Annotated in this window: 19 protein-coding genes; 13 read left to right on the top strand and 6 right to left on the bottom strand. The window is 67.2% G+C overall.

The window, feature by feature from the left end; translation table 11 throughout:
• The first annotated feature begins 7 nt into the window (after nucleotides 1–7).
• Genes I7X43_RS07155 through I7X43_RS07140 form a run of 4 tightly spaced genes read left to right on the top strand, consistent with a single transcriptional unit; the run spans nucleotide 8 to nucleotide 3,793 of the window.
• Nucleotides 8–1,015, top strand: a complete 1,008-nt coding sequence (locus I7X43_RS07155; RefSeq protein ID WP_198100223.1) for an ABC transporter permease — start codon at nucleotides 8–10, stop codon at nucleotides 1,013–1,015.
• Complete coding sequence (locus I7X43_RS07150) at nucleotides 1,012–1,878, top strand: ABC transporter permease subunit (RefSeq protein ID WP_198100222.1); 867 nt, start codon at nucleotides 1,012–1,014, stop codon at nucleotides 1,876–1,878. The genes I7X43_RS07155 and I7X43_RS07150 overlap by 4 nt, the downstream gene beginning before the upstream one ends.
• On the top strand, nucleotides 1,875–2,834 hold the full coding sequence (locus I7X43_RS07145) for an ABC transporter ATP-binding protein (RefSeq protein ID WP_198100221.1): 960 nt from the start codon (nucleotides 1,875–1,877) through the stop codon (nucleotides 2,832–2,834). Before I7X43_RS07150 ends, I7X43_RS07145 begins: the two co-directional genes overlap by 4 nt.
• Complete coding sequence (locus I7X43_RS07140) at nucleotides 2,834–3,793, top strand: dipeptide ABC transporter ATP-binding protein (RefSeq protein ID WP_198100384.1); 960 nt, start codon at nucleotides 2,834–2,836, stop codon at nucleotides 3,791–3,793. The genes I7X43_RS07145 and I7X43_RS07140 overlap by 1 nt, the downstream gene beginning before the upstream one ends.
• 9 nt (nucleotides 3,794–3,802) lie before the next feature.
• Here the strand turns inward: I7X43_RS07140 and I7X43_RS07135 are convergent, their stop codons facing one another.
• From I7X43_RS07135 to I7X43_RS07110, 6 genes are read right to left on the bottom strand one after another with little or no spacing between them, the layout of a single operon-like run.
• Nucleotides 3,803–5,113: a DUF5009 domain-containing protein gene (locus I7X43_RS07135; protein WP_198100220.1), complete on the bottom strand. Its 1,311-nt coding sequence runs from the start codon at nucleotides 5,111–5,113 to the stop codon at nucleotides 3,803–3,805.
• Nucleotides 5,110–5,934, bottom strand: coding sequence for a phosphodiester glycosidase family protein (locus tag I7X43_RS07130; protein ID WP_198100219.1), 825 nt, complete (start codon nucleotides 5,932–5,934; stop codon nucleotides 5,110–5,112). Before I7X43_RS07130 ends, I7X43_RS07135 begins: the two co-directional genes overlap by 4 nt.
• Nucleotides 5,922–6,812 (bottom strand): carbohydrate kinase family protein, encoded by an 891-nt coding sequence (locus I7X43_RS07125; RefSeq protein ID WP_198100218.1) that lies wholly within the window; start codon nucleotides 6,810–6,812, stop codon nucleotides 5,922–5,924. Before I7X43_RS07125 ends, I7X43_RS07130 begins: the two co-directional genes overlap by 13 nt.
• Nucleotides 6,809–8,053, bottom strand: coding sequence for an AGE family epimerase/isomerase (locus I7X43_RS07120; protein ID WP_198100217.1), 1,245 nt, complete (start codon nucleotides 8,051–8,053; stop codon nucleotides 6,809–6,811). Before I7X43_RS07120 ends, I7X43_RS07125 begins: the two co-directional genes overlap by 4 nt.
• Nucleotides 8,050–8,721, bottom strand: coding sequence for an N-acetylmannosamine-6-phosphate 2-epimerase (locus I7X43_RS07115; RefSeq protein WP_198100216.1), 672 nt, complete (start codon nucleotides 8,719–8,721; stop codon nucleotides 8,050–8,052). Before I7X43_RS07115 ends, I7X43_RS07120 begins: the two co-directional genes overlap by 4 nt.
• Nucleotides 8,718–9,452, bottom strand: a complete 735-nt coding sequence (locus I7X43_RS07110) for a GntR family transcriptional regulator (protein ID WP_198100215.1) — start codon at nucleotides 9,450–9,452, stop codon at nucleotides 8,718–8,720. The genes I7X43_RS07115 and I7X43_RS07110 overlap by 4 nt, the downstream gene beginning before the upstream one ends.
• A gap of 219 nt (nucleotides 9,453–9,671) precedes the next feature.
• Here I7X43_RS07110 and I7X43_RS07105 point away from each other — a divergent pair, with 219 nt between their 5' ends.
• From I7X43_RS07105 to I7X43_RS07065, 9 genes are read left to right on the top strand one after another with little or no spacing between them, the layout of a single operon-like run.
• Nucleotides 9,672–10,829: an ABC transporter substrate-binding protein gene (locus I7X43_RS07105; RefSeq protein ID WP_198100214.1), complete on the top strand. Its 1,158-nt coding sequence runs from the start codon at nucleotides 9,672–9,674 to the stop codon at nucleotides 10,827–10,829.
• A complete protein-coding gene (locus I7X43_RS07100; RefSeq protein WP_198100213.1) occupies nucleotides 10,826–11,689 on the top strand; it encodes an ROK family protein in 864 nt (287 codons plus the stop codon). The genes I7X43_RS07105 and I7X43_RS07100 overlap by 4 nt, the downstream gene beginning before the upstream one ends.
• Nucleotides 11,686–12,546, top strand: a complete 861-nt coding sequence (locus tag I7X43_RS07095; protein WP_198100212.1) for a carbohydrate ABC transporter permease — start codon at nucleotides 11,686–11,688, stop codon at nucleotides 12,544–12,546. The genes I7X43_RS07100 and I7X43_RS07095 overlap by 4 nt, the downstream gene beginning before the upstream one ends.
• On the top strand, nucleotides 12,543–13,367 hold the full coding sequence (locus I7X43_RS07090; RefSeq protein WP_198100211.1) for a carbohydrate ABC transporter permease: 825 nt from the start codon (nucleotides 12,543–12,545) through the stop codon (nucleotides 13,365–13,367). Before I7X43_RS07095 ends, I7X43_RS07090 begins: the two co-directional genes overlap by 4 nt.
• Nucleotides 13,364–15,892 (top strand): glycoside hydrolase family 38 N-terminal domain-containing protein, encoded by a 2,529-nt coding sequence (locus I7X43_RS07085; RefSeq protein WP_198100210.1) that lies wholly within the window; start codon nucleotides 13,364–13,366, stop codon nucleotides 15,890–15,892. Before I7X43_RS07090 ends, I7X43_RS07085 begins: the two co-directional genes overlap by 4 nt.
• Nucleotides 15,889–17,346 (top strand): DUF4127 family protein, encoded by a 1,458-nt coding sequence (locus tag I7X43_RS07080; protein WP_198100209.1) that lies wholly within the window; start codon nucleotides 15,889–15,891, stop codon nucleotides 17,344–17,346. The genes I7X43_RS07085 and I7X43_RS07080 overlap by 4 nt, the downstream gene beginning before the upstream one ends.
• Nucleotides 17,346–18,860 carry an FAD-dependent oxidoreductase gene (locus tag I7X43_RS07075; RefSeq protein ID WP_198100208.1) on the top strand — a complete coding sequence of 505 codons (1,515 nt, stop codon included), beginning with the start codon at nucleotides 17,346–17,348 and terminating at the stop codon, nucleotides 18,858–18,860. The genes I7X43_RS07080 and I7X43_RS07075 overlap by 1 nt, the downstream gene beginning before the upstream one ends.
• Entirely contained in the window at nucleotides 18,857–19,885 is a 1,029-nt protein-coding gene (locus I7X43_RS07070; protein ID WP_198100207.1) for an ABC transporter ATP-binding protein, read from the top strand. The genes I7X43_RS07075 and I7X43_RS07070 overlap by 4 nt, the downstream gene beginning before the upstream one ends.
• Entirely contained in the window at nucleotides 19,882–20,745 is an 864-nt protein-coding gene (locus tag I7X43_RS07065) for an aldose 1-epimerase family protein (RefSeq protein WP_198100206.1), read from the top strand. Before I7X43_RS07070 ends, I7X43_RS07065 begins: the two co-directional genes overlap by 4 nt.
• Nucleotides 20,746–20,804: the final 59 nt, after the last annotated feature.

Below are 20,804 nucleotides of genomic sequence, written 5' to 3'. Positions count from 1 at the left end.
CACGGCCATGCGGTGGTTCCTGCAAAAACTGGCGCTCTTGCTGCCCACAGTGCTGGGCATCACGCTGGTGGCCTTCGGGCTGATCCGATTGATCCCGGGCGACCCCATCGAAGTCATGATGGGCGAACGGCGCTTGGACCCGGCCACCCATGCCGCGCTGATGAAGCAACTCGGCCTGGACCAGCCGCTGTGGCAGCAGTACCTGAATTACCTGGGGCAGGTGCTTCAGGGTGACCTGGGCACCAGCATGGTCAGCCGCTCGCCGGTGTCGCAAGAATTTGCCGTGCTCTTTCCGGCCACGCTGGAGCTGGCCGCCTTTGCACTGGTGCTGGCCGTCGGCCTGGGCCTGGTGCTGGGTATGGCGGCGGCCCTCAAGCGGGGCTCTTGGCTGGATCAAGGGGTCATGGGCCTGGCCACCGCCGGCTACTCCATGCCCGTATTCTGGTGGGGGCTCATCCTCATCATGTTCTTTTCGGTCGACCTCGGGTGGACGCCGGTGTCGGGGCGCATCGCGGTGGAGTACGAGGTCGAGCGGCTCACCGGCTTCATGCTCATCGACAGCCTGCTCAGCGGCGAGGCGGGGGCCTTCCGCAGTGCGCTGCTCCATCTGCTCTTGCCGGCCGTGGTTCTGGGCACCTCCAGCCTGGCCGTGGTGGCGCGCATGACGCGCTCCAGCCTGCTCGAAGTGCTGCGCGAAGACTACATCCGCACCGCGCGCGCAAAAGGCCTGAGCCCTCAGCGGGTGCTCTGGGTCCATGGCCTGCGCAACGCCCTGATTCCCGTCCTCACGGTGGTCGGCCTGCAAACGGGCAGCCTGTTGGCGGGTGCGGTGCTGACGGAAACCATCTTTTCCTGGCCCGGCATCGGCAAGTGGCTCATCGATGCCATCGCGCGCCGGGACTATCCCGTCGTTCAGGCGGGGATCTTGGTCACGGCGCTCACTTTCATCGCCGTCAACTTGCTGGTGGATGTGCTCAACACCTGGGTCAATCCCCGACTGAGAGGCCCCGCATGAAAAGCCCCTTGCGTGAGTTTTGGGGGGGCTTCTCGGCCAACCGTGGGGCCCTGGTTGCCTTGATCGTTTTCACCCTGCTGGCCGGGGCCGCCGTGCTGGCCCCGTGGTTGGCCCCGCACAGCCCCATTGAGCAATACCGCGCGCACCTGCTCACGCCGCCCGCGTGGAGCGAAGGTGGAAGCTCGCAGTTTTGGCTCGGCACGGACGAGTTGGGGCGCGACCTGCTGTCGCGCCTGCTGTACGGCGGGCGCCTGTCGCTGGGTCTGGCCCTTGCGGCCGTGGTGCTGTCGGTGGTTCCGGGCGTCTTGCTCGGCCTGCTGGCCGCGTTTTACGGTCGAAGCCTCGGCCCATTGATCATGCGGGCCATGGACATCCTGCTCGCGCTGCCCGGTCTCTTGCTGGCCATCTGCGTGATCACCATCCTTGGCCCGGGATTGGTCAATACGGCCCTGGCCATCGCGATCGGCGCCCTTCCCAGCTACGTGCGCCTCACCCGTGCCGCAGCGCTGAGCGAATTGGCCAAAGACTATGTCGTTGCGGCGCAGGTCACCGGGGCGGGAACCGGGCGGCAAATGCTCATCCATGTCCTGCCCAACTGCATGGCGCCCCTGATCGTCAACGCCTCACTGGGCTTTTCTACGGCCTTGCTGGCGGCAGCGGGCTTGGGCTTCCTGGGCCTCGGGGTGCAGGCGCCCACGCCCGAATGGGGCAGCATGCTGTCCAGCGCGCGCGACTACATCCAGCGCGCGGGCTGGGTGGTCACCCTGCCGGGTTTGACGATTCTGGTGGCCGTGCTGGCCGTGAACCTGATGGGCGACGGCCTGCGCGACGCCCTGGACCCCAAGCTGAAGAAACTGCAATGACCGCGCCGCTGCTGGACCTCCATCGACTCTCGGTTCGCTTCGGAGCCTTCCAAGCCGTCGACGAGTTGAGCCTACATGTGCAGCCCGGCGAGGTCCTCGGCCTGGTGGGCGAGTCCGGTTCGGGCAAGTCCGTCAGCATGATGGCCTTGATGGGCCTGATCGCCGCTCCCGGCGAGGTCCGGGCCGAAACCCTGCGCTTTGGCGGACGCGACCTCTTGGCCTTGCCGCCGGCAGAGCGCCGCCGCGTCGTGGGCCGGGACGTGGCCATGGTGTTCCAAGACGCCCTCACCGCCTTGAACCCCAGCTATACCGTGGGCTTTCAGATCGAAGAGGTGCTGCGTCACCACCTCGGGCTGCGCGGCGCCCAAGCGCGCCACCGGGCGCTTGAGTTGCTGCAACAGGTGGAGATCCCAGATGCGGTGAACCGGCTGAAGGCCTACCCCCATGAGCTGAGCGGCGGCATGAACCAACGCGTCATGATCGCCATGGCCATTGCCTGCCATCCGAAGTTGTTGATCGCGGACGAGCCCACCACGGCGCTGGATGTGACGATCCAAGCCCAGATCCTGGACCTGCTCCAACGCCTACAGCGCGAGCACGGCATGGCCTTGATCTTGATCACTCACGACTTGGCGGTGGTGGCCGAGTTGGCGCAACGGGTGGCGGTGATGTACGCCGGTCAATTGATCGAATCCGGCGCCGTGCCCGACTTGTTCGAGCACCCCCGCCACCCATACACCCAGGCCTTGCTTGCCGCCCTGCCCGAGCACAACCGCGGCGCCCGCCGCCTCTCGGCGTTGCCTGGCATCGTGCCCGGCGTGACCGACCGCCCCTTGGGTTGCCTGTTGGCGCCCCGCTGCCCCCGAGCCCAAGCCAGGTGCGGGACCGAGCGCCCCCCGCTGGTCCATCAAGTGCGCTGTTTTTTCCCTGAACCCACGAACGCCCACCCCACGTGATAGACACCCCCCTTCTTCAAGCCGAGCAGCTGGCGCGCCACTACACCGTGCGCCAGGGGTGGTTCGGACGCCGCCAAACCGTGCAGGCATTGGCCAGCGTCAGCTTTCAGCTCGCCCCAAGCCGCACCCTGGCCGTGGTGGGCGAGTCCGGCTGCGGGAAAAGCACCTTGGCGCGCCAACTCACGCTCATCGAAACCCCCAGCGGAGGCACGCTGCGCTTTGAGGGAAACGACCTGAGCACGCTGGCACCGGCACGCCGTCACGCCCTGCGTCCCCGTGTGCAGATGGTGTTCCAAAACCCCTACGCGAGCCTGAACCCCCGCCATAGCATTGGGCGCACGTTGGCTGAACCGCTGCTGCTGCACACCCAGCTCACCCAGGCCGAGCGCCAGGAGCGGGTGGCGGCCGCGCTCACCCAGGTCGGCCTGCGCCCTGAGCACGCCGCGCGCTACCCACACATGTTCAGCGGCGGTCAGCGCCAGCGGGTGGCCATCGCCCGCGCCATGATGCTCAAGCCCGCTCTGGTGGTGGCAGACGAGCCCGTCTCCGCCCTGGATGTCTCCATTCAGGCGCAGATCCTGAACCTCTTTATGGACTTGCAGGAGCAAACCGGCACTGCCTACGTCTTCATCTCCCACAACCTGAGCGTGGTGGAGCATGTGGCCGATGACGTGATGGTGATGTACCTGGGGCGCACCGTCGAGCTGGGCCCCAAGAAGACAGTGTTCGCCCAGCCGCTGCACCCGTACACCCAGGCCTTGATGAGCGCCACCCCCTCGCTCAGCCCGCGCGAACGCAGCGCGCGCATTCACCTGCAGGGCGAATTGCCCAGCCCCTTGAACCCGCCCAGCGGCTGCCCCTTCCACCCGCGCTGCCCGCAAGCGCAACCCCGCTGCGCCGCCGAGCAGCCCGCGCTGCGCGAGGTGGCCGGGCGGCAGGTGGCCTGCCACGTCGTCTGACTGCGCCGCTTAGGCGCGCCAGACCCAGCCCAGGCGGTTTGCGCCCAGAGTCAGCAGCACCCCGGCAACCGTGAACAACAACCCCTTGAGCAGCGAGAGGGCGGGGCCCGCCGCCAGGCCCGTCCAGGCCGCATGCAGACCACCGAGGTGCAACAGCGGCAACAGACACAGGCTGCCCACAACGTAGGCGAGCAAGGGGTTTCGACCCAGACCGGCCAGCCCCTCCCGCAGCGGCCCGCGCACACCCTGGAGCGCGAGCAGCAGCAGCAGGCTCAGCGCTGCCGTCACCACCAGATAGCTAAAGGTCGATGGATCTTTGCGGATGCCGCCCTGCAGCGGCTCTAGCAACAAACCCAGCATCAGCAGGCCCGCGGCGAGCGACCAGGCTTGGGACACAAACCCTTCCTCGCGCCGTACCCGCACGGCCCCCCAGGCCAGCAGGGCCGCGCTGAGTGCAAAGTTCCACCCGCTCTCACGCAGGTAGAGGAGTGTCAAGTTGCTGCACACCAACGTCAGCGCAATGCTCGGTAGCAGCCGGTCGACGCCCGCCGCAGCGCTGCACCCGCACGCGTCCCGCCCCACACGCAGCAAGCCCTCGCCCACGGCCATACCGGGCACCACGATCAGCAGGTACTTCAAAAACACGAACTGGTAGGCCCAGGGGGCCGGGGTCGCCTGCAGTCCGCGCGTCCAGGCCGTGGGCGGAGCCAGCATGACAGCGACCACCGCCACCAGCAAGGCCCAGCGCCAAGGCTCACGGCCACTGCCAACCCGGGTCACGCCCCAGATCAACGTGCCCACGCAGGCCATGACGGCCAGCACCGCAAGGATGATGTCGTTTTTCGTCGTGATGCCGAGGTGGCTCCACAGGCCCAAGACGGCCACCCCGGCCAGCACACGACCCCAATATGGCACCCGGCGCACCAGCATCAACCCAAGCAGCCCGAAAGCCGCCAGCGAGAGCAGGCCCTGGTTTTTGAACTGGTGAGTCACCAGCGCCAAAAAGAGCAGCAGGGCGCCCCGACGCACGGCCGTCCAAGCGACTGCCACCCCGGTTTGCCCGCGCAGCGCCAACGGCAGCGCCGCGCCGAGCGCAAACAAGAACATGGGAAAGACCAAATCGACCCAGGAAATACCGGGAATCGAGCCGTCGAACTTGTGCAAGGGCGGCGGCACCTGGACGTGGTACATCCAGGCGGGCAAGCCCGCCTGGGCTCCAAAGCCCACGCTGCCGCTGAGTACCATGCCGAACACCGCCAGACCGCGCAGGGCATCCAGCGCCGAATCACGGGGCGGGTGAAACGGGGCTGCGGGGCTCATTCGATCAGCAGTGCATTGGCGATACGGCGCAACTGGGGCTCGTTGGCAGGGCGTTGCATCACCGACACACCGTGCAGCAACAGGCTGCTGGAGCCCCCGCCATCCAGATTCAGTCCCTGCCAAGCACCCAATTCGCGCAAATGGCGTGCCGTTTCCGCCAGGCTGAGGCCGGGCACGCCCGCGCGACGGCCCTCGACCAGCAACAGGACGAGTGTCTGGCCGTCGGCGCTCAAGCCCAGGGCCGTGCGCGGGTGGGGAGCGGCGCACAGGGCGGCGCACTTCGCATCGTCCGCCGCGGTGCGGGGTTGGCCATCCCGCAGCAGCCAGGGCGTCCCCCCCAGCACTGTGTGCGCGGTGCTGGGGAACTCAAAAGGCGGGTCTACGTCCAGGGTGCAGCGCTGAGTCGCCCCCTCACCCTGACAGGCCAGCAGCGGACTGGTTTGAGGGCTCAGCGGCTCGGGCCAGGCCTGCCCCTGACTGACGGTGTGGCCGCGCGCCTGAAAGCGGCGATCAAAGAAGCTGACATTGACAGCCGCAAGCGCGGTGCCCGCACCCTCGAAGGCGTCCAGCACCCTCCCGCGCTCGGCGTAGGCGCTCAAGCGAAGGCGCCGTTGGCGCAAGTCCACTTTCACGGCCAGCATCCCGGGCTCGGCCCGCCATTGGCTGAGGCCGGGCGCCAGCGGTGGCCCGGCCTGCCACCCTGCGGGGGGTGCGACTCGCGGAGTAACGCAACCCGCCAGACCCAGCACCGCCACCAGCACCGCAACCTGCTTGAGGCCCCGCTCCAGCGCAGCCCGACCGCCCCCGGTCAACGGCCACACAGCGCCGCCTCCAATTGCGCGCGCGACGGGGCCACGGCGCCCACGCCCGCACACGCCAGGGCCGCATTGGCCACGGCGAACGCCAACTGGCGCGCAGGCGGCTCGCCGTCCACCAAGGCCCGCAGCAAGCCCGCCAGGCTGGCATCGCCTGCGCCCACGGTATCCACCACACGCACTGGCCACGCCGGGGCGTGCAGTTCAACCGCGGGGCTCAGCAGCGTGGCCCCGTCGGCGCCCCGGGTGTAGAGCCAGGTCGCCTGCGGGTTGCGCGCCCGCAGGCGCTGCAGGGCCAAGGACGGGTCGTCGTGGGGAAAGTAGCCGCGCAGGTCCTCGTCACTGAGCTTGATGACGTCAGCGCGCTCAATGAAGCGCAGCAGACGCGGCAGGTCCTGGGCGCCCATCAGCGCCCGGTGGTTGGGGTCGAAAGCCAGCCGCACGCCCTGCTGCTTCAGCTGGTCGGCCCACGCCTCAAGCCGTGTTCCCAGGGGCTCGCGCACCAGGCTGATACCGCCGAATTGCGCCCACTGCAGGCCCGTGAGGGCGGGCAAGGCGGTCGGGTCGAAGGCCAGATCGGCGGCACTGGCACCAATAAAAAAGTAATTCGGGGGGTCGAGTTGGTCCACCACGGCCAGCAGGGGCGCGGCCTCAACCCGGCGGATGAAGCGGGTGTCCAACCCGGCCTGTTCACTGGCCTGCCACAGCGCGTCACCGAAGGAATCAAGGCTCAAACAACCCGCCCAGGCCGACCGCAGCCCGAGCGCCGCACAGGCCCGGGCCACATTCCAGCCCGCCCCTCCAGGCAGGGCTTGGAAGCCCTGGCCGCCGGTGGTGACGAGGTCTGTCAGGGCCTCGCCAAAGCTGATGAACTGCGGGCTCACAGCCGGCGCCTTGCAAAGGGCCGCTCCGGAGCGAGCGAGCGAGGCGCCGGCGACTGGGGCTCCTCGTTCAGCGCCAGCAGCACCTCGTGGCAGGCGCCCATGGTGTGGTAGTCGGTCTTGCCCGCTGGCGATTTTTCGTCGCTGAGCTTGCGGTTGTCGGGGCTCAGGATGCGAAACCAGGCCCCGTGCTCATGATCGACAAAGTGCTGCCAGCTGTAGGCCCAGATCTGCTCGTACGCGCGGAGGAAGCGGTCCTCGCCCGTGGCTTGAGCCAACAAGGCGGCGGCGGCAAAACTTTCGGCCTGCACCCAAAAGTACTTGTCGGCGTCGCAGACCTTGCCGTCTTGCCCGAAGCCATAAACCAGGCCACCGTGCTTGGCATCCCAGCCCTTGGCCCAGGCTTCGTCGAAGAGTTCGATGGCGCGCGGCACCAGCCAGGCTTGCGGCTGTGCGCGGTGCAGGATGAGCAGCAGCTTGGCCCATTCAGTGAGATGGCCAACCTGGTAGCTCCAGGGGCGGAACAGGTTGGCGGGGTCGTGGCGGTTGTAGCTCCAGTCGGGCTGCCAGTTCGTGTCGTAGTGTTCCCAGATCGACCCCCCGCAGCGTTCGGCTTGCCGCACGCAGATGTTGTGGGCCAGCAGGGCGGCACGGTCGAGGTAGCGGGCCTCGCCGGTGGCCTCATGCGCTGTCAGCAGGGCCTCGCAGCTGTGCATGTTGGCGTTCTGGCCCCGGTAGGGGCTCAGGCGCCAGTCGGCATCGGCTTCGTCGGCGTAGAGCCCGTGCTGGGGCTCCCAAAAGCGGTGCTCCATCAACTCAAAGGTCTCGGCAATGCCCTCTGGCGCGCCCGCCACGCCGGCCAGCGCGGCCTGGGCAAGGGCCAGCAGCACAAAGGCCAGGCCGTAGCAGTGGTTCGTCGGGTCCAGCACGTGCCGCGTTTCGTGATCGAGCAACCAGGCATAGCCTCCGCCGGGCTGGCGGTGCACCTCCCGCACATAGGCCAGGCCGTGCGCGGCGCGGCGCTGGTCCTCGGGGTCGCCAAACGCGCGATAGGCCATGGCGTGGTTGAAGACGAAGCGCGTGCTGCTCACCAGATGGCGCTGGCGGCGGTCGTAGACCGTGCCATCGTCCTTGAAGAAATGGAAGAAGCCCCCCGTCGGATCCAGCGCTACCGGCGCGTAGAAGGCCAGCGTGTGGCGAATGTGCGCCTGCAAAAAGGCGGGGGCCCAGAAGTTCGGGGTCATGCGCAAGCCTCGACGAAGGCGTGGGTGACCAGCTCCGTGCGCGTGATGGCCGTGCCGACAGTGACCGCCCATGCGCCCAGCGCCCGGGCCTGTGCCACCTGGGCCGGCGTGTTGACCCGCCCTTCGGCCATCACGCGCGGGTGGTGCGCGCTGAGGGCCTGCAACAGCGTCCAGTCGGGCTCCGCGGGGACTGGCCCCCCGGTGTAGCCGCTCAGCGTGGTGCCGATGATCTCGAACCCCAGCGCCGCAGCGGTGTCGCCGTCCTCGCGCGTGGCGCAGTCGGCCATGGCCAGCGCGCCGCGCGCATGAATGGCCCGCAGCAGGTCGACCACGGGAACCGGACGCTCGCGTGCCGTGCCGTCCACGGCGATCACATCTGCCCCCGCGTCGGCCAAGGCTTGCACGTCAGCCAGCAGCGGGGTGATGCGCACAGCGCTATCCGCCAAATCGCGCTTGACGATGCCAATCAGCAACGCGCCTGGTAGGCGCCGCCGCACGTGGGCCAGGCGCGCAGCGCCTTCAATGCGCAGCGCGCGCGCGCCGCCCGCCAGAGCCGCCTCGGCCAGCCGCGCCACCACCTCATCGTGGTCCAAAGGGCCGTTGTCCACCGGCTGGCAGCTCACCACCAGCCCACCGCGTAGGCGTTCGTCCAGTTCTTGCCGTGTCAAACGTCATCTCCCAAGGCGCGCTGCGGGGCACGCAGCACGCTGACTTCAAAGCGGTAACGGTCGGCCCGGTACAGGGTGCAGGCGAACTCCACCATCTCGCCCGTCTGGCTCAGCACCAGGCGCTCCACCAGCAGCGCCGGTGAAAACGGCGGCACTTCGAGCAGGTCCGCCTCGTCCTCGCTCAACACCGTGGCCTGCACCTGCTGTACTGCGCTGCGGATGGTGATGCCGGCCTGCTGCAGCAGCTCGTAAAGCGACCCGTTCTTGAGCTGCTGGGCATCGATCAGCGGCACACGGCTTTTGACCAGATACACCGTCTCCAGCGCCATCGGTTCGTCATTGGCGCAGCGCAGACGACGAATCTCGATCAGGGCCGCGCCCGGCGTGAGTTTGAGCTTCTGGGCCAGTTTGGCGTTGGCGCCCAGCTCCAGGATCGACAGCACCTCGCTGGACGGCGTCAGACCGCGCTCGCGCATGTCCTCGCTGAAACTCATGAGCTGTAACTGCTTGATCACCGGCTGGCCACTCACGAACGTGCCAGCGCCCTGTTTGCGCTCCAAAAGCCCGGCCTGCTCCAGTTCCCGCAGGCAGCGGCGCAAGGTTTCACGAGCCACCGAAAACCGCTCGGAAAGCTCCCGCTCGGGCGGCAGCCGCCCCCCCGTGTGTTGCTGCACCAGGTTCAGCAACTGGTCCTTCAACTGCTGTCGTTTCAGGGCACGCTCGGAAGCCATGTTCGGTACCTTATTGGTCTATTTTCCAGGATATTACCTGAGTCATAGCAACCACATATAGCCAGTCTCATACGGAAATAACAATACCATTTAGTAGACCATTGCTTGATCCAGAACGCAAGTTCGGCTATGGTGCCGGGAAAAATGAAGTCGCTCGCCACCCCTCTCCTCTCACTGTTGTCAACCCTGGCACAGGGCCAAACCCTTGAGTTTTGGACCATGCAACTGTCGCCGCATCTGGACAGCTACGTGCGGGGTCTGATCGAACGCTACGAGGCCCAGCACCCGGGCCAGCGCGTGCAGTGGCGCGACCTGCCCTGGTCCGAGATGGAACGCAAGGTGTTGACCGCTATTGCCGCCGGGCAGGCGCCGGACGTCGTCAACCTGAATCCGCAATTCGCCGCCAAGTTGGCCGAATTCGGGGCGCTGGCAGACCCCGAGGCACACCTGCCGCCCGCCGTCGTGCAGTCCTACTTGCCCGCCGCCTGGGCCGGCAACCGGCTGGCGGGCAAAAGCTTCGCCTTGCCCTGGTACCTGACGACCAATCTGACGCTGGTTCACCGCGGACTGCTGCAAAAGGCCGGTGTCACCGAAGTGCCGCGCAGCCCAGCGGAGCTCCTGGCCGTGGCACCCAAGTTTGCAGCCCATGGCATGCACGCGTACTTTCCAGCGCTGGATGGGGCTCACCCTCTGGAGACCCTGGTGTCATTTGGAACCCCACTTTTGGACGCCAAAGGGTGTCCAGGTTTCGTCAACGAAAAAGGCGCAGCGGCTTTTGATTTCTATCGCGAGCTCTACCAGCGCCGGTACGTGCCACGCAACGTGGTGACCGAGGGGCACCGCAAAGCCGTGGAGCTGTTCGTCGCCGGCGAGCTGGCGATGGTCTCCACCGGCATGCAGTTCCTGCGCTTCATCAAGACCAGCAACGCCGCCTTGTACGAGCAGATCGACCTCGCGCCACCGCTGGCAGGCGCGGGCGTGGCGCCCAACCTGGCCCTGATGAATCTGGCCGTGCCCACGGCCTCACGCCAACGCGCAGCGGCCTTTGAATTCGCCGCGTTCGTGAGCAACGCCGAAAACCAACTGCGCTTTGCCCAGACTGTGCCGGTCCTGCCCTCAACCCGCGCCAGCTACGACGACCCGTTTTTATCCACCACGCCCGCCAGCACTGAGCTGAGCGATCGGGCCCGCGCGCTTTCTGCCGCCACCGCACTGCGCGGCGCCGTGCTGGTGCCCCCCATGCGCGCCTACAGCAAGCTGCGCAATGCCTACACGCTGCAATTGCAGGCGCAAATGCTGGGGCGCCAATCACCGCAAGCCGCACTGCAGGCCGCCGGCCGCCAATGGGCTGCTCTGCTGGGCTGCGCCGCGCCATGAGCACGCCCCCCACTTGCGTGCTCGCCGCCGACCTCGGCGGCACGTCGACGCGCGCCGCCCTGGTGGACTCGACAGGCCAACTGCTTCGCCTAGCGCAAGGCACGACGCCCGCTCAGCAAGGGGCCGCCGCCGTGCTCGCAACCCTTAAGACCCTGCTGATCGAAGCTCGCGGCGACGCACAGCCGCAAGCCCTGGGCCTTTCCCTGGCTGGGGTGATCGACCCAAGCGCGGCGCGGGTTCTGGACGCCACCGACGCCCTGCCAGGCTGGAAGGGCACGGCCCTCTATCCCGCCTTGGCCGAATTGGGCTTGCCGCTGGCCGCACGCAACGATGTGCACGCCGCCCTGCTGGGCGAAAGGTGGCTGGGTGGCCTGCGCGAGTGCGATCACGGCGCCCTGATGACCCTGGGCACAGGACTGGGTGCCGGCTTGTTAATCAACGGTCGGCTGCACACCGGCAGGGGTCACCTGGCCGGCCACCTGGGACGCACCGAAGTGCTACACGAAGGGCAGCGCCTGCCGCTGGAAGCTCTGCTCTCTGGCACCGGCCTGGCCCGATTGCACGGCAGCGCCGCCAACGGCCACGAGGTGCTGGCACGCGTGCAGCAGGGCGACACCCGCGCGCAAAGCGCCCTGCAGACCTGGGTAGGACACCTGGCACTGGCTCTACACAATCTGCACTGGCTTCTGGACCCCGGCCGCGTTCTGATTGGCGGCGGCCTGATCGAGGCGCGCACCGCTTGGTGGCCGCTCTTGCAGCCGCTGCTGGACGCCTTGCCCCTTGAGGTCAAGCCTGCAGAGCTCGGCGCCCGCGCGGGTCTGCTAGGCGCGGCGCATCTGGCATTCACGGAGGCGGCATGAGAGAGCAACCCTGGGTGCCCTTGCTGTTCCTGCTGCCCGCCTGCAGCCTTTTGGGTGGCCTGGTGCTTTATCCCGCAGCTCAAGCGCTGTGGCTGTCATTCACCGACTACAACATGATCGGTCCGACCCACTTTGTCGGGCTGTCCAACTACGCTCGGCTGGGCGCCGACCCGTTCTTCTGGGCCTCGCTGAGAAACAGCCTCCTGTACTTGGTCGTTGTGGTGCCGCTGCTGGTGTTTTTGCCCATCGTGCTGGCCGTGGGAGTGAACGCAAGGTTGCCTGGCATCAAGTTCTTTCGGGCACTCTTCTACTTACCGGTGGTGACGTCGTTGGTCATCTCGGGGCTGATCTGGAAGTGGGTCTACGAAGAGAGGGGCCTGCTCAACTACGCGCTGATGGCACTCGGGTTGGTGGACATGCCCATCGCTTTTCTGACCAACCCCGATACAGCCCTGTTTGCGGTGATGGCGGTAACGCTTTGGAGCGGCATGGGCTACTACATGGTCATCTACCTGGCCGGGTTGCAGGGCATTCCGCGCAGCCTCTATGAGGTGGCGCAACTCGAAGGCGTCAACGCGTGGCAGCAGTTCTGGCACATCACGGTGCCGCTGCTGCGGCCCTCCATGGCCATCGTGGCCGTGATGTCCTCGATCGCGGCCATGAAGGTTTTTGAAGAGATCTACGTGATGACCCAGGGCGGGCCCATGGCGGCCTCCAAGACCCTGGTGTATTTCATCTACGAAACCGCCTTCGTCGAGTTCGAGATGGGTCTGGCCAGCGCTGCGGGCATGGCGCTGTTCGTCATCACCCTGTGCCTGAGTTTGGTGCAGCTTCGACTGCTAAAGAAAAAAGCATGAGCCGCCTGCTGCGCCACTGGCCGCGCTATCTCGCCCTGTGCGCCTGGGGGTTGTTCACCATCGGGCCCTTCCTGTGGTTGCTGTCAACGGCATTAAAGGGACCGGCCGACCTGCTGTTTGCGAACCCGCCGCAGTGGGTGCCGGCAACCCCCACGCTGCAAAACTTCGAACGCGTGCTGGACAGCCAGCCCATGTTCAGCTATCTGGGCAACAGCCTGGCGGTGGCGGTGCTGGCGGTGTTGTGCAATGCCTGCTTCGCGTCGATGGCCGGCTACGCGCTGGCACGACTGGAGTTCCGGTCCAAGCCCCTGGTATTTGGCGCGCTATTGGCCAGCATGATGCTGCCCTTTCAGCTGTTGATGATCCCTGTCTACCAACTGGCACTGACGCTCGGACTGCGCAACACCGTGCTCGGGCTGGTTCTGCCGCACGCCTGCACGGCCTTTGGGGTGCTGTTGATGCGCCAGGCGTTTGACAGCATCCCCAAGGCGCTGGAAGAGGCTGCAGTGATGGAGGGCGTGGGCCGCTGGCGCATTTGGGCTTATGTGTGCCTGCCCCTGGTGCGACCGCAACTGGCTACGCTGGCGGTGTTCACCTTTATCGCGGCGTGGGGCGACTTCCTCTGGCCGCTGATCCTGACCGATGACCCGGCGCGCTTCACGCTCCCGCTAGGTGTAAACCGGTTGGCGGGCTTGCTCTCGCTGGACTGGCGCCTGGTCGCCGCGGGCGCGATCTTCTCCCTGATCCCGGTGCTGGCGATGTTCGCGCTGAGTCAACGATTTTTCATCGATGGGGCCCTCAAGGGCGCCGTAAAGCAATGACCCTACCCACGCCCTACCGGGTTTCGGTCGTCATGCAGACGCACTGGGACCGCGAGTGGTACTTCCCACAGCAGACCTTTGCCAGCCGTTTACTAGCGGTCATGACGCGCATCTGCGACCAACTCGATGACGGCCGCCTGCAGCATTTCCTGTTCGACGGCCAGGTGGTCGCGCTGGAAGATCTGCTACTTGAAGCCGAGCCCGCGCTGGCCGAACGCGTACTTGCGCACACACGAGCTGGGCGCATCGCGCTGGGCCCCTGGTACGTGATGGCGGATGAGTTCCTGGTCAGCGGCGAGTCCCTGTGGCGCAACCTGGAACTTGGCATGCGCCTGGCCAACGGATACGGCTGTTGCCAGAGGGTTGGCTACCTGCCCGACAGCTTTGGCCACATTGCGCAAATGCCACAACTGCTGCGCCAGCACGGCGTGGGTTCGGTCGTGACCTGGCGTGGCGTGAATCTGCGCCATGCCGAATTTCGCTGGGCGGCGCCGGATGGCTCGGCAGTCGATGCGATCTATCTGACTCAAGGTTATTACCAGCATCCGCTGAATGTGCCGGACTGGCAGGGCGCGCTCACCCAGTACCTGGAGTCCATCGCACCTCGCTCGCTCAGCGGCAAGCTGCTGCTGACCCAGGGGGGCGACCACCTCACACCGCATGGGCAGCTCGCCGAGCGCATGGCGGCCTTCAACGCCAACCAGGACCGCTATGAGCTCGTGCAGGAGGGCCTGCAGCAGCATCTGGAGGCCATCGGCGATGTGCAGCGTCCGACCCTGCAGGGCGAACTGCGCGACAACGCGCAGAGTTTTGTGCTACCCGATGTGCTGTCCACGCGCCGCTACCTGAAGGAGGCGCATCAGCGCCTGGAAGACAGGCTGCTTGGCGAGACCGAGCCGCTCTGGGCCTGGCTTCAAGGTGTCAGGCCGCCGGCGCGCGCCATCGAGCAGAGCTGGAAGCTGCTGATCCAGCAGCAGGCGCATGACTCGATCTGCGGCTGCAGCGTGGACGAGGTGCACACCGAGATGGAGAGCCGCTTCCAGCAGCTCGATCAACGCCTGGCCAGCCTGCGCGGCCGAGCGCTGCACGAAGCCGGCTTGCAGACGCCGCTGCAGCACGAGGGCGAAGGGGCGAGCGTGTTCGCCGACGACACGCAATTCACGCTCTTCAATCCCCTGCCGCTGGCTCGGGAAGGCTGGCAGGCGCTAGAGCTGTTCCTGCAAGGCCCGATCCCCGAGGCGGTTCGCGTTCTCGACGCCGAGGGCAATCCGCTGCCCTTGCATTGGCTGGACCTGCAGCCGCATCGCGAGCTGCGTTCACCGCTAGACGATTTCCCCGAACCCGTTATCGGCCACCGCCTGGGTCTGCGCTTGGGCCTGCCGCTGCAAGGCATGGCGGCACAGGCCCTGCGTCTGCAGGCCTGTGCGCCCACTGCGGCCGGGTCGGCCTGCTTGCAGGCCGCCGAGCTGCTCGAAGCGCAGGCGCTGAACCTGGAGCTCGGCGCCGCTAGTTTGAGCTGCGACCCCGCCGGTCGCCTGTTCTGGCAAACCGAGGCCGGGCGGATGCAGATCCTGCTCCACACCGAGCTCGACGCCGGCGACAGCTACAACTTCGCGCCGCCGCCGCATGCCGATCGCCGCTGGCATCCGCAATTCCAGCCGCGCTGGCTGCGTCGCAGCGGTCCCTTCACCTGGCTGGAACTGGACTTCCAGTACCAGCAGGCGCGTAGCCTGGACGAAGGCCGCCAAGGCCCGCACGAGCGCGAGCTCAAGGTGCGCGGCAGCCTCAGCCTGCTGCTATGCCGGGGTCAGCCCTGGGTCGAGGCGCAGATCCGCCATTTCGGCTGCGCCGAGGACCAGCGTACCCGCCTGGTCTTTGCCGCTGGCGAGCGGCTGAGCGAAAGCGCCGCCGACACCGCCTTCCACTGGACGCGCCGGCCGGTGCGCCTGGCCGACTACCCAGCCGAGGCGACGAAGCAGCGCGAGACCGAGATCGTCGTCAACCCGTCCTTGAGCGCCGTGCAGGCCGGCGCCATCGCGGTCGCGCACCGCGGCCTGCAAGAGTTTGAGATCGTCGCCATGCCCGATGGCAGTCAGGCACTGGCCATGACCCTACAGCGAGCGGTCGGCTGGCTGTCGCGGCGCGACCTCGTCACCCGTGGCGCCGGTGCCGGCCCCGACCTGGCGACGCCGGACGCGCAACGCAATCACTTCGAAGGCACCAGCTTTGCATTCGCGCTGGATGCCGGCCTCGCGCCCGACACGCTACTGCAAACCAGTCTGCGGCGCCGACGCCCACTCCTGGCTCTGCCTGGCCATCGCCAGCCTGCCTGGCGCGAGCCCCTGGCCCTGCCCGACGCGAGGCTAATCCCCAGCAGCCTGCGTCGCATCGGCGACGAGCTGGAACTGCGCCTGTGGAACGTGCTGGACACGCCGCTGCCCGGTGCTCTGCCCGGATGGGCCCGCGACGGCGGCGAAGGCGAGGTGTTGCCCCACCAGATTGCGACCTACCGGAGTGCCGCATGACGCACACCCTCATCGGATTGCCGGTGGACGGCCGCCCCGTGGTGCGCGCTCAGGTGCAGCAATTGGTCGCCCTTGCCCCGGGTTTTGAACTGCGTTGCCCCGCCGTGCAGGACCTGGGGAACTTCCGCTTGCCCGCTGACCGCGACGATCTGGCGCATTGGCTGCGGCACCAACGCGAGCAGGCTGATGCCTGGGTACTCAGCCTGGACATGCTGGTCTACGGCGGCCTGATCCCCAGCCGGTTCATCGACGACGACGAAGCCACATTGCGCAAGCGACTTGCCCTGCTGGGCGAGCTCAAAAAACCGGGGGTGCCGCTGGTGGCGTTTGCTGCCACGATGCGTATCTCCAACAACTGCGTCGCCGATGAGGAGAAGCCCTACTGGAACCCGTATGGCAGCGACCTCTGGGCCTGGAGCTTCCACACCGACCGGTATGAACAGACGGGGGACATCCAGAGCCGGGCGCAAGGCGAATCGGCGGCCGCCCGCGTGCCCGAGGCCATTCGTGCCGATTACCTCGCCACCCGGGCGCGCAATTTCGCCCTCAACCGGGCCACGTTGGACCTGGTGGAAGCCGGCGTGATCGACCGATTGATCCTCCCCCAAGACGACACCGCCGAGTACGGCTTCAACATCGCTGAGCGCCGTGCCCTGCAGGCCGAGGTGGCGGCGCGCGGCTTGGGCGATCGGGTGCTGGTCTACGCCGGCGCGGATGAAGTCATGCACACGCTATGTGCTTGGGCCGTGGGCCAGCTGCGGGGCGATGCGCCGCTGCGCATCGCCGTGCAACCCACCGATTCCGCGCACTGGCAGCGGCTGATGCCGTTGTACGAAGACCGGCCCCTGCCACTGGCCCTGGCAGCGCAACTGCGGGCCGTGGGCGCGGTGGCGGTTGAGCACGATGCCGAATTGATGCTGCTGCTCCACACCCAGGGTCTGGACCAGGGCGACTGGGCGATGCGCAAGCCCCTGCCCCAGCGACCGGGGGTGGATGCAGCCGCCTGGGCTTGCATCACCCAGCTGCCAGTCGCCGTGGCCGACGATGCCCACGCCAACGGCGGTGACCCGCACTTTGTGGCCGAATTGGCGGACCACCTACCCTTGCCCGCGCTTGCGGGCTACGCAGGCTGGAATACCTCCAGCAATCGCATGGGCAGTCTGCTGGCTCAACTGGTTTTGGCGCGCGGGCGCTGGAGCACCTCTGAAAACCAAGACGTAGTGGCTCTTCGGCTGGCCGAAGACCTGGTTTGGCAGGCCGATCTGCGTCAGCGGCTGCGTGCCACACAAAATGAGCAAGACACGCCCCCGGCCGCGCTGGCCGTCGCCGCTGAGAGCCTGATGCTGACCGTCGGCAACGCCTGGCTGCAGCGCCAGGGCTTTGTGCAGCGAATCCAGCGCGCCTGGCTGCCCTGGGCGCGCAGTTTCGAGATCGGCCTGGAGGTTTGTCGCTAATGAAAACCGACCTCCTCATCGTCGGTGACAGCCTGGGGGGCGTGCTGGCCGCGCACACCGCTTGCAGTCAGGGCCACACGGCCGTCCTCGTGACCCAGCACCCCTGGATCGGCGGCCAACTCACCAGCCAAGCCGTGCCACCCGACGAGCACCGCTTGATCGAGCACGGCGGCTGCACGGCCAGCTACCGCGCCTTTCGCAACGCGATGCACGCACATTACCGCGCCCAAGCCGGCTTTCAGGACCGAGCCGCGCTAACCGAGGGCTGCAACCCCGGTGACGGCTGGGTTTCGCGACTGTGCATCGAGCCCGCCGCAGCCCATGCCTACCTGCGCGAGCTGCTGCAGCCCCACATCGACAGCGGGCATCTGCAGTTGATGGCCGGCGAGGCCCAAGCGGTGCAGCGCGAGGATCGCCGCATTCACTCACTCACCATTGCCGGCCAGCAAGTGAGCGCTGCCTATGTGCTGGACGCCACCGAAACCGGGGAGTTGCTGCGGCTGGCGGGCCTTCCCTATCGGCTGGGGAAGGAGGCACAGGCCGACTGGGCCGAGCCGTTGGCACCCGCCCGGGCCGAACCGCTCGACCAACAGCCCGTCACCTGGGTACTGGCGCTGCGCCGCCAAACCACGCCCGGGCCGGTGGTCCAGCGCCCGCCCCATTACGAGCACTGGCGCGCCTACGTGGTGCCGCACTACGGCCACAAGCTCTTCAGCGACGCCCTGCCCGGCAGTCAGCCTGGCGCGGTGGCACATCTGCCCTTCTTCGCCGACGGTGCAACCTTGGATTGGTGGCGCTACCGCCGCATCGTTGCCGGCCACCAATGGCAAGACGAACGGGAAGAGGTCTCCCTCGTCAACTGGGCGCAAAACGACTACGCCGCGGTCCCGCTGCTGGACGGCCCCGAGAGTCCAGAGGCCGTGGGTACCGCTGCCCGAGAGCTCAGCCTGTGCTTTTTGCATTGGCTGCAGACCGAGGCCGACGGCCGGGGCTACCCAGAACTGCAGCCGGCGCCCGACATCACCGGTACGCCCGACGGCTTGGCCCAGGCCGTCTATGTGCGCGAATCGCGCCGCCTGATCGGCCTGAGCACGCTGACCCAAGTTCTGCTGGCCACGGGCTCGCTGGAGCCCATGCACCACCCGCGCTCCGTCGGGATCGCTTGGTACAACCTGGACATCCACCCCACCGTGGTCAGCGGCCACGGTCTCAACGCCAAAAGTAGGCCCTACGTCCTGCCCCTTGGCTGCTTCATCAGCCCCGAGATCGACAACTTGCTGCCGGCGTGCAAGAACATCTCCGCCACCCACCTGGCCGCCGCCAGCACCCGGGTGCACCCCACCGAATGGATGGTGGGCGAAGTGGCCGGGCTCATCGCCAGCCAAGCCCTGCGAACCGGCCGCCACCCGCGCGCGCTGCACGACGACCCGCTGGCCGTGCGGGCCTTGCAGGAACGGCTGCAGGCGGTGGGCATCCCCACGGAGTGGGACCCCGACTTGATTGCCCTGCTATGAAACCCGTGATTGAACTGCGCGGTCTGCGCAAATCCTTTGGCGCCACCGACATCCTAAAAGGCATCGACCTGGTGCTAGACGAGGGCGAGTTTCTGGTCTTCGTCGGCCCCTCGGGTTGCGGCAAAAGCACGCTGCTGCGCGTCATTGCCGGTCTGGAAGCCGCCGAATCCGGTCAAGTGCTGATCGACGGACACGACTGCACCCGTGCCCATCCCAGCGAGCGCCAGCTCGCCATGGTCTTTCAAAGCTACGCGCTTTACCCGCACATGACCGTGGCGCAAAACTTGTCGTTCGGTATGCGCATGCGCGGCCTGTCTGCGGCGGAGATCGCCGTCAAACTGGAGCGCGCCGTGCGCACGCTCAAGCTCGAACCCTTTCTGCAGCGCAAGCCCGGCGAGCTCAGTGGGGGGCAGTGCCAGCGCGTGGCCATTGGCCGCGCCCTGGTGCAGCAGCCTCGCGCCTTCTTGTTTGATGAACCGCTCAGCAACCTGGACGCCGAGCTGCGCCTGCACATGCGCGTGGAGCTGGCGGCTCTGCACCGCGAGCTGGGCAGTTCGATGATCTACGTCACCCACGACCAGGTCGAGGCCATGACGCTGGCCGACCGGATCGTGGTGCTGCGCGATGGGCGCATCGAGCAGGTCGGCGCGCCGCTGGACCTGTACCGCAACCCGGCCAATGCCTTTGTGGCCGGCTTCATCGGCTCGCCGGCGATCAATTTTTTCCCCGCCGCAGCCCTGCCCACCCGCGCCCCCGCCGGCGCGGTGCAACTGGGGGTACGACCCGAACACTGGCACTGCGTGAACCTTGGAGAACCGGATGCCGTACCAGCGCGTGTCCTGCATGTAGAGCGTCTAGGACCCCTGAGCTATCTCTACGCCGAAACCCGTCAACTCGGCCGCCTGTGCCTGCAACTGCCGGGTGACCTGCGTGTCAACGTGGGTGAGCAGCTGGCCGTGCAACCCCAGCCCGGCTGGGTGTACGGCTTTGACGCGCAAGGCCTTCGCGTCAGCGCCGACAAGTGATTGAACTTCGACACGGCCACTGCAGCGCCCGCATCAGCTCTCGCGGCGCTGAGCTGCAAAGCCTGCGCCGCCGCGACGAGGAGCTGTTGTGGCAGGCCGACCCAGCGGTTTGGGGTCAGCACGCGCCCTGGCTCTTCCCCTTCGTTGGACGGCTTCGCGCTGGCGGCTTCACGCATGGGGGTAAACATTACCGGATGCCGATCCACGGCTTCGCCTCGGGGTTGGACTTTCGCGTCGTCCGGCTGCAGGTCGATTCCGTCTGGCTAGAAGCTGCGGACGACGCGTTCACCCGCGAGGTCTATCCCTTCGCCTTTCGGCTGCGCATTGGCTACATGCTGCACGACGATGGCCTGGCCATCGCCGTGGAGGTCTGGAACCGGGGGGAGGAAACGCTGCCATTTGCGCTGGGGGCCCACCCGGGCTTTGCGCTACCGGGGCCGCTCAGCCATTGGGCCTTGCAATTCGACCAGGCGGAAGCCGACGAGGTCTGGCGCCTGACCCCGGGCCCCGACGCCTTGCTGGCGGCGACGGCCGAGGCCTTCACCTGGAGCGCGCCGGGCCGACTGGACCTACGGCCCGACACCTTTGCGCGTGACGCACTGATCGTCAAGCGCCCGCGCTCCCGTCGGGTGGCGCTGCTGCGGCACGGCCGCCAGCACCTCGCCGTGGAATGCGTCGGAGTGGACGGCATGGCGCATCTGGGCCTGTGGGCACGGCCCAGCGCGAGTTATGTGTGCATCGAGCCTTGGTGGGGTCACGATGACGATGCCCACGCGCCAGCGGCCCTTCTGGACAAGCCGCAGGTACAGCACTTACCCCCCGACGAAACCTGGGCGCGGGCACTCTTCATCCGGCTTTGACCCTGGCGGCAATGGACCGCTTCCACCTTGCCAGCTTCGATCCCGCGACCGTCAATAAA

The sequence above is a fragment of the Inhella gelatinilytica genome, assembly GCF_016093295.1.
GTDB classification, from domain to species: Bacteria; Pseudomonadota; Gammaproteobacteria; order Burkholderiales; family Burkholderiaceae_C; genus Inhella; species Inhella gelatinilytica.
This window is presented reverse-complemented; position numbering and strand designations above follow the sequence as displayed.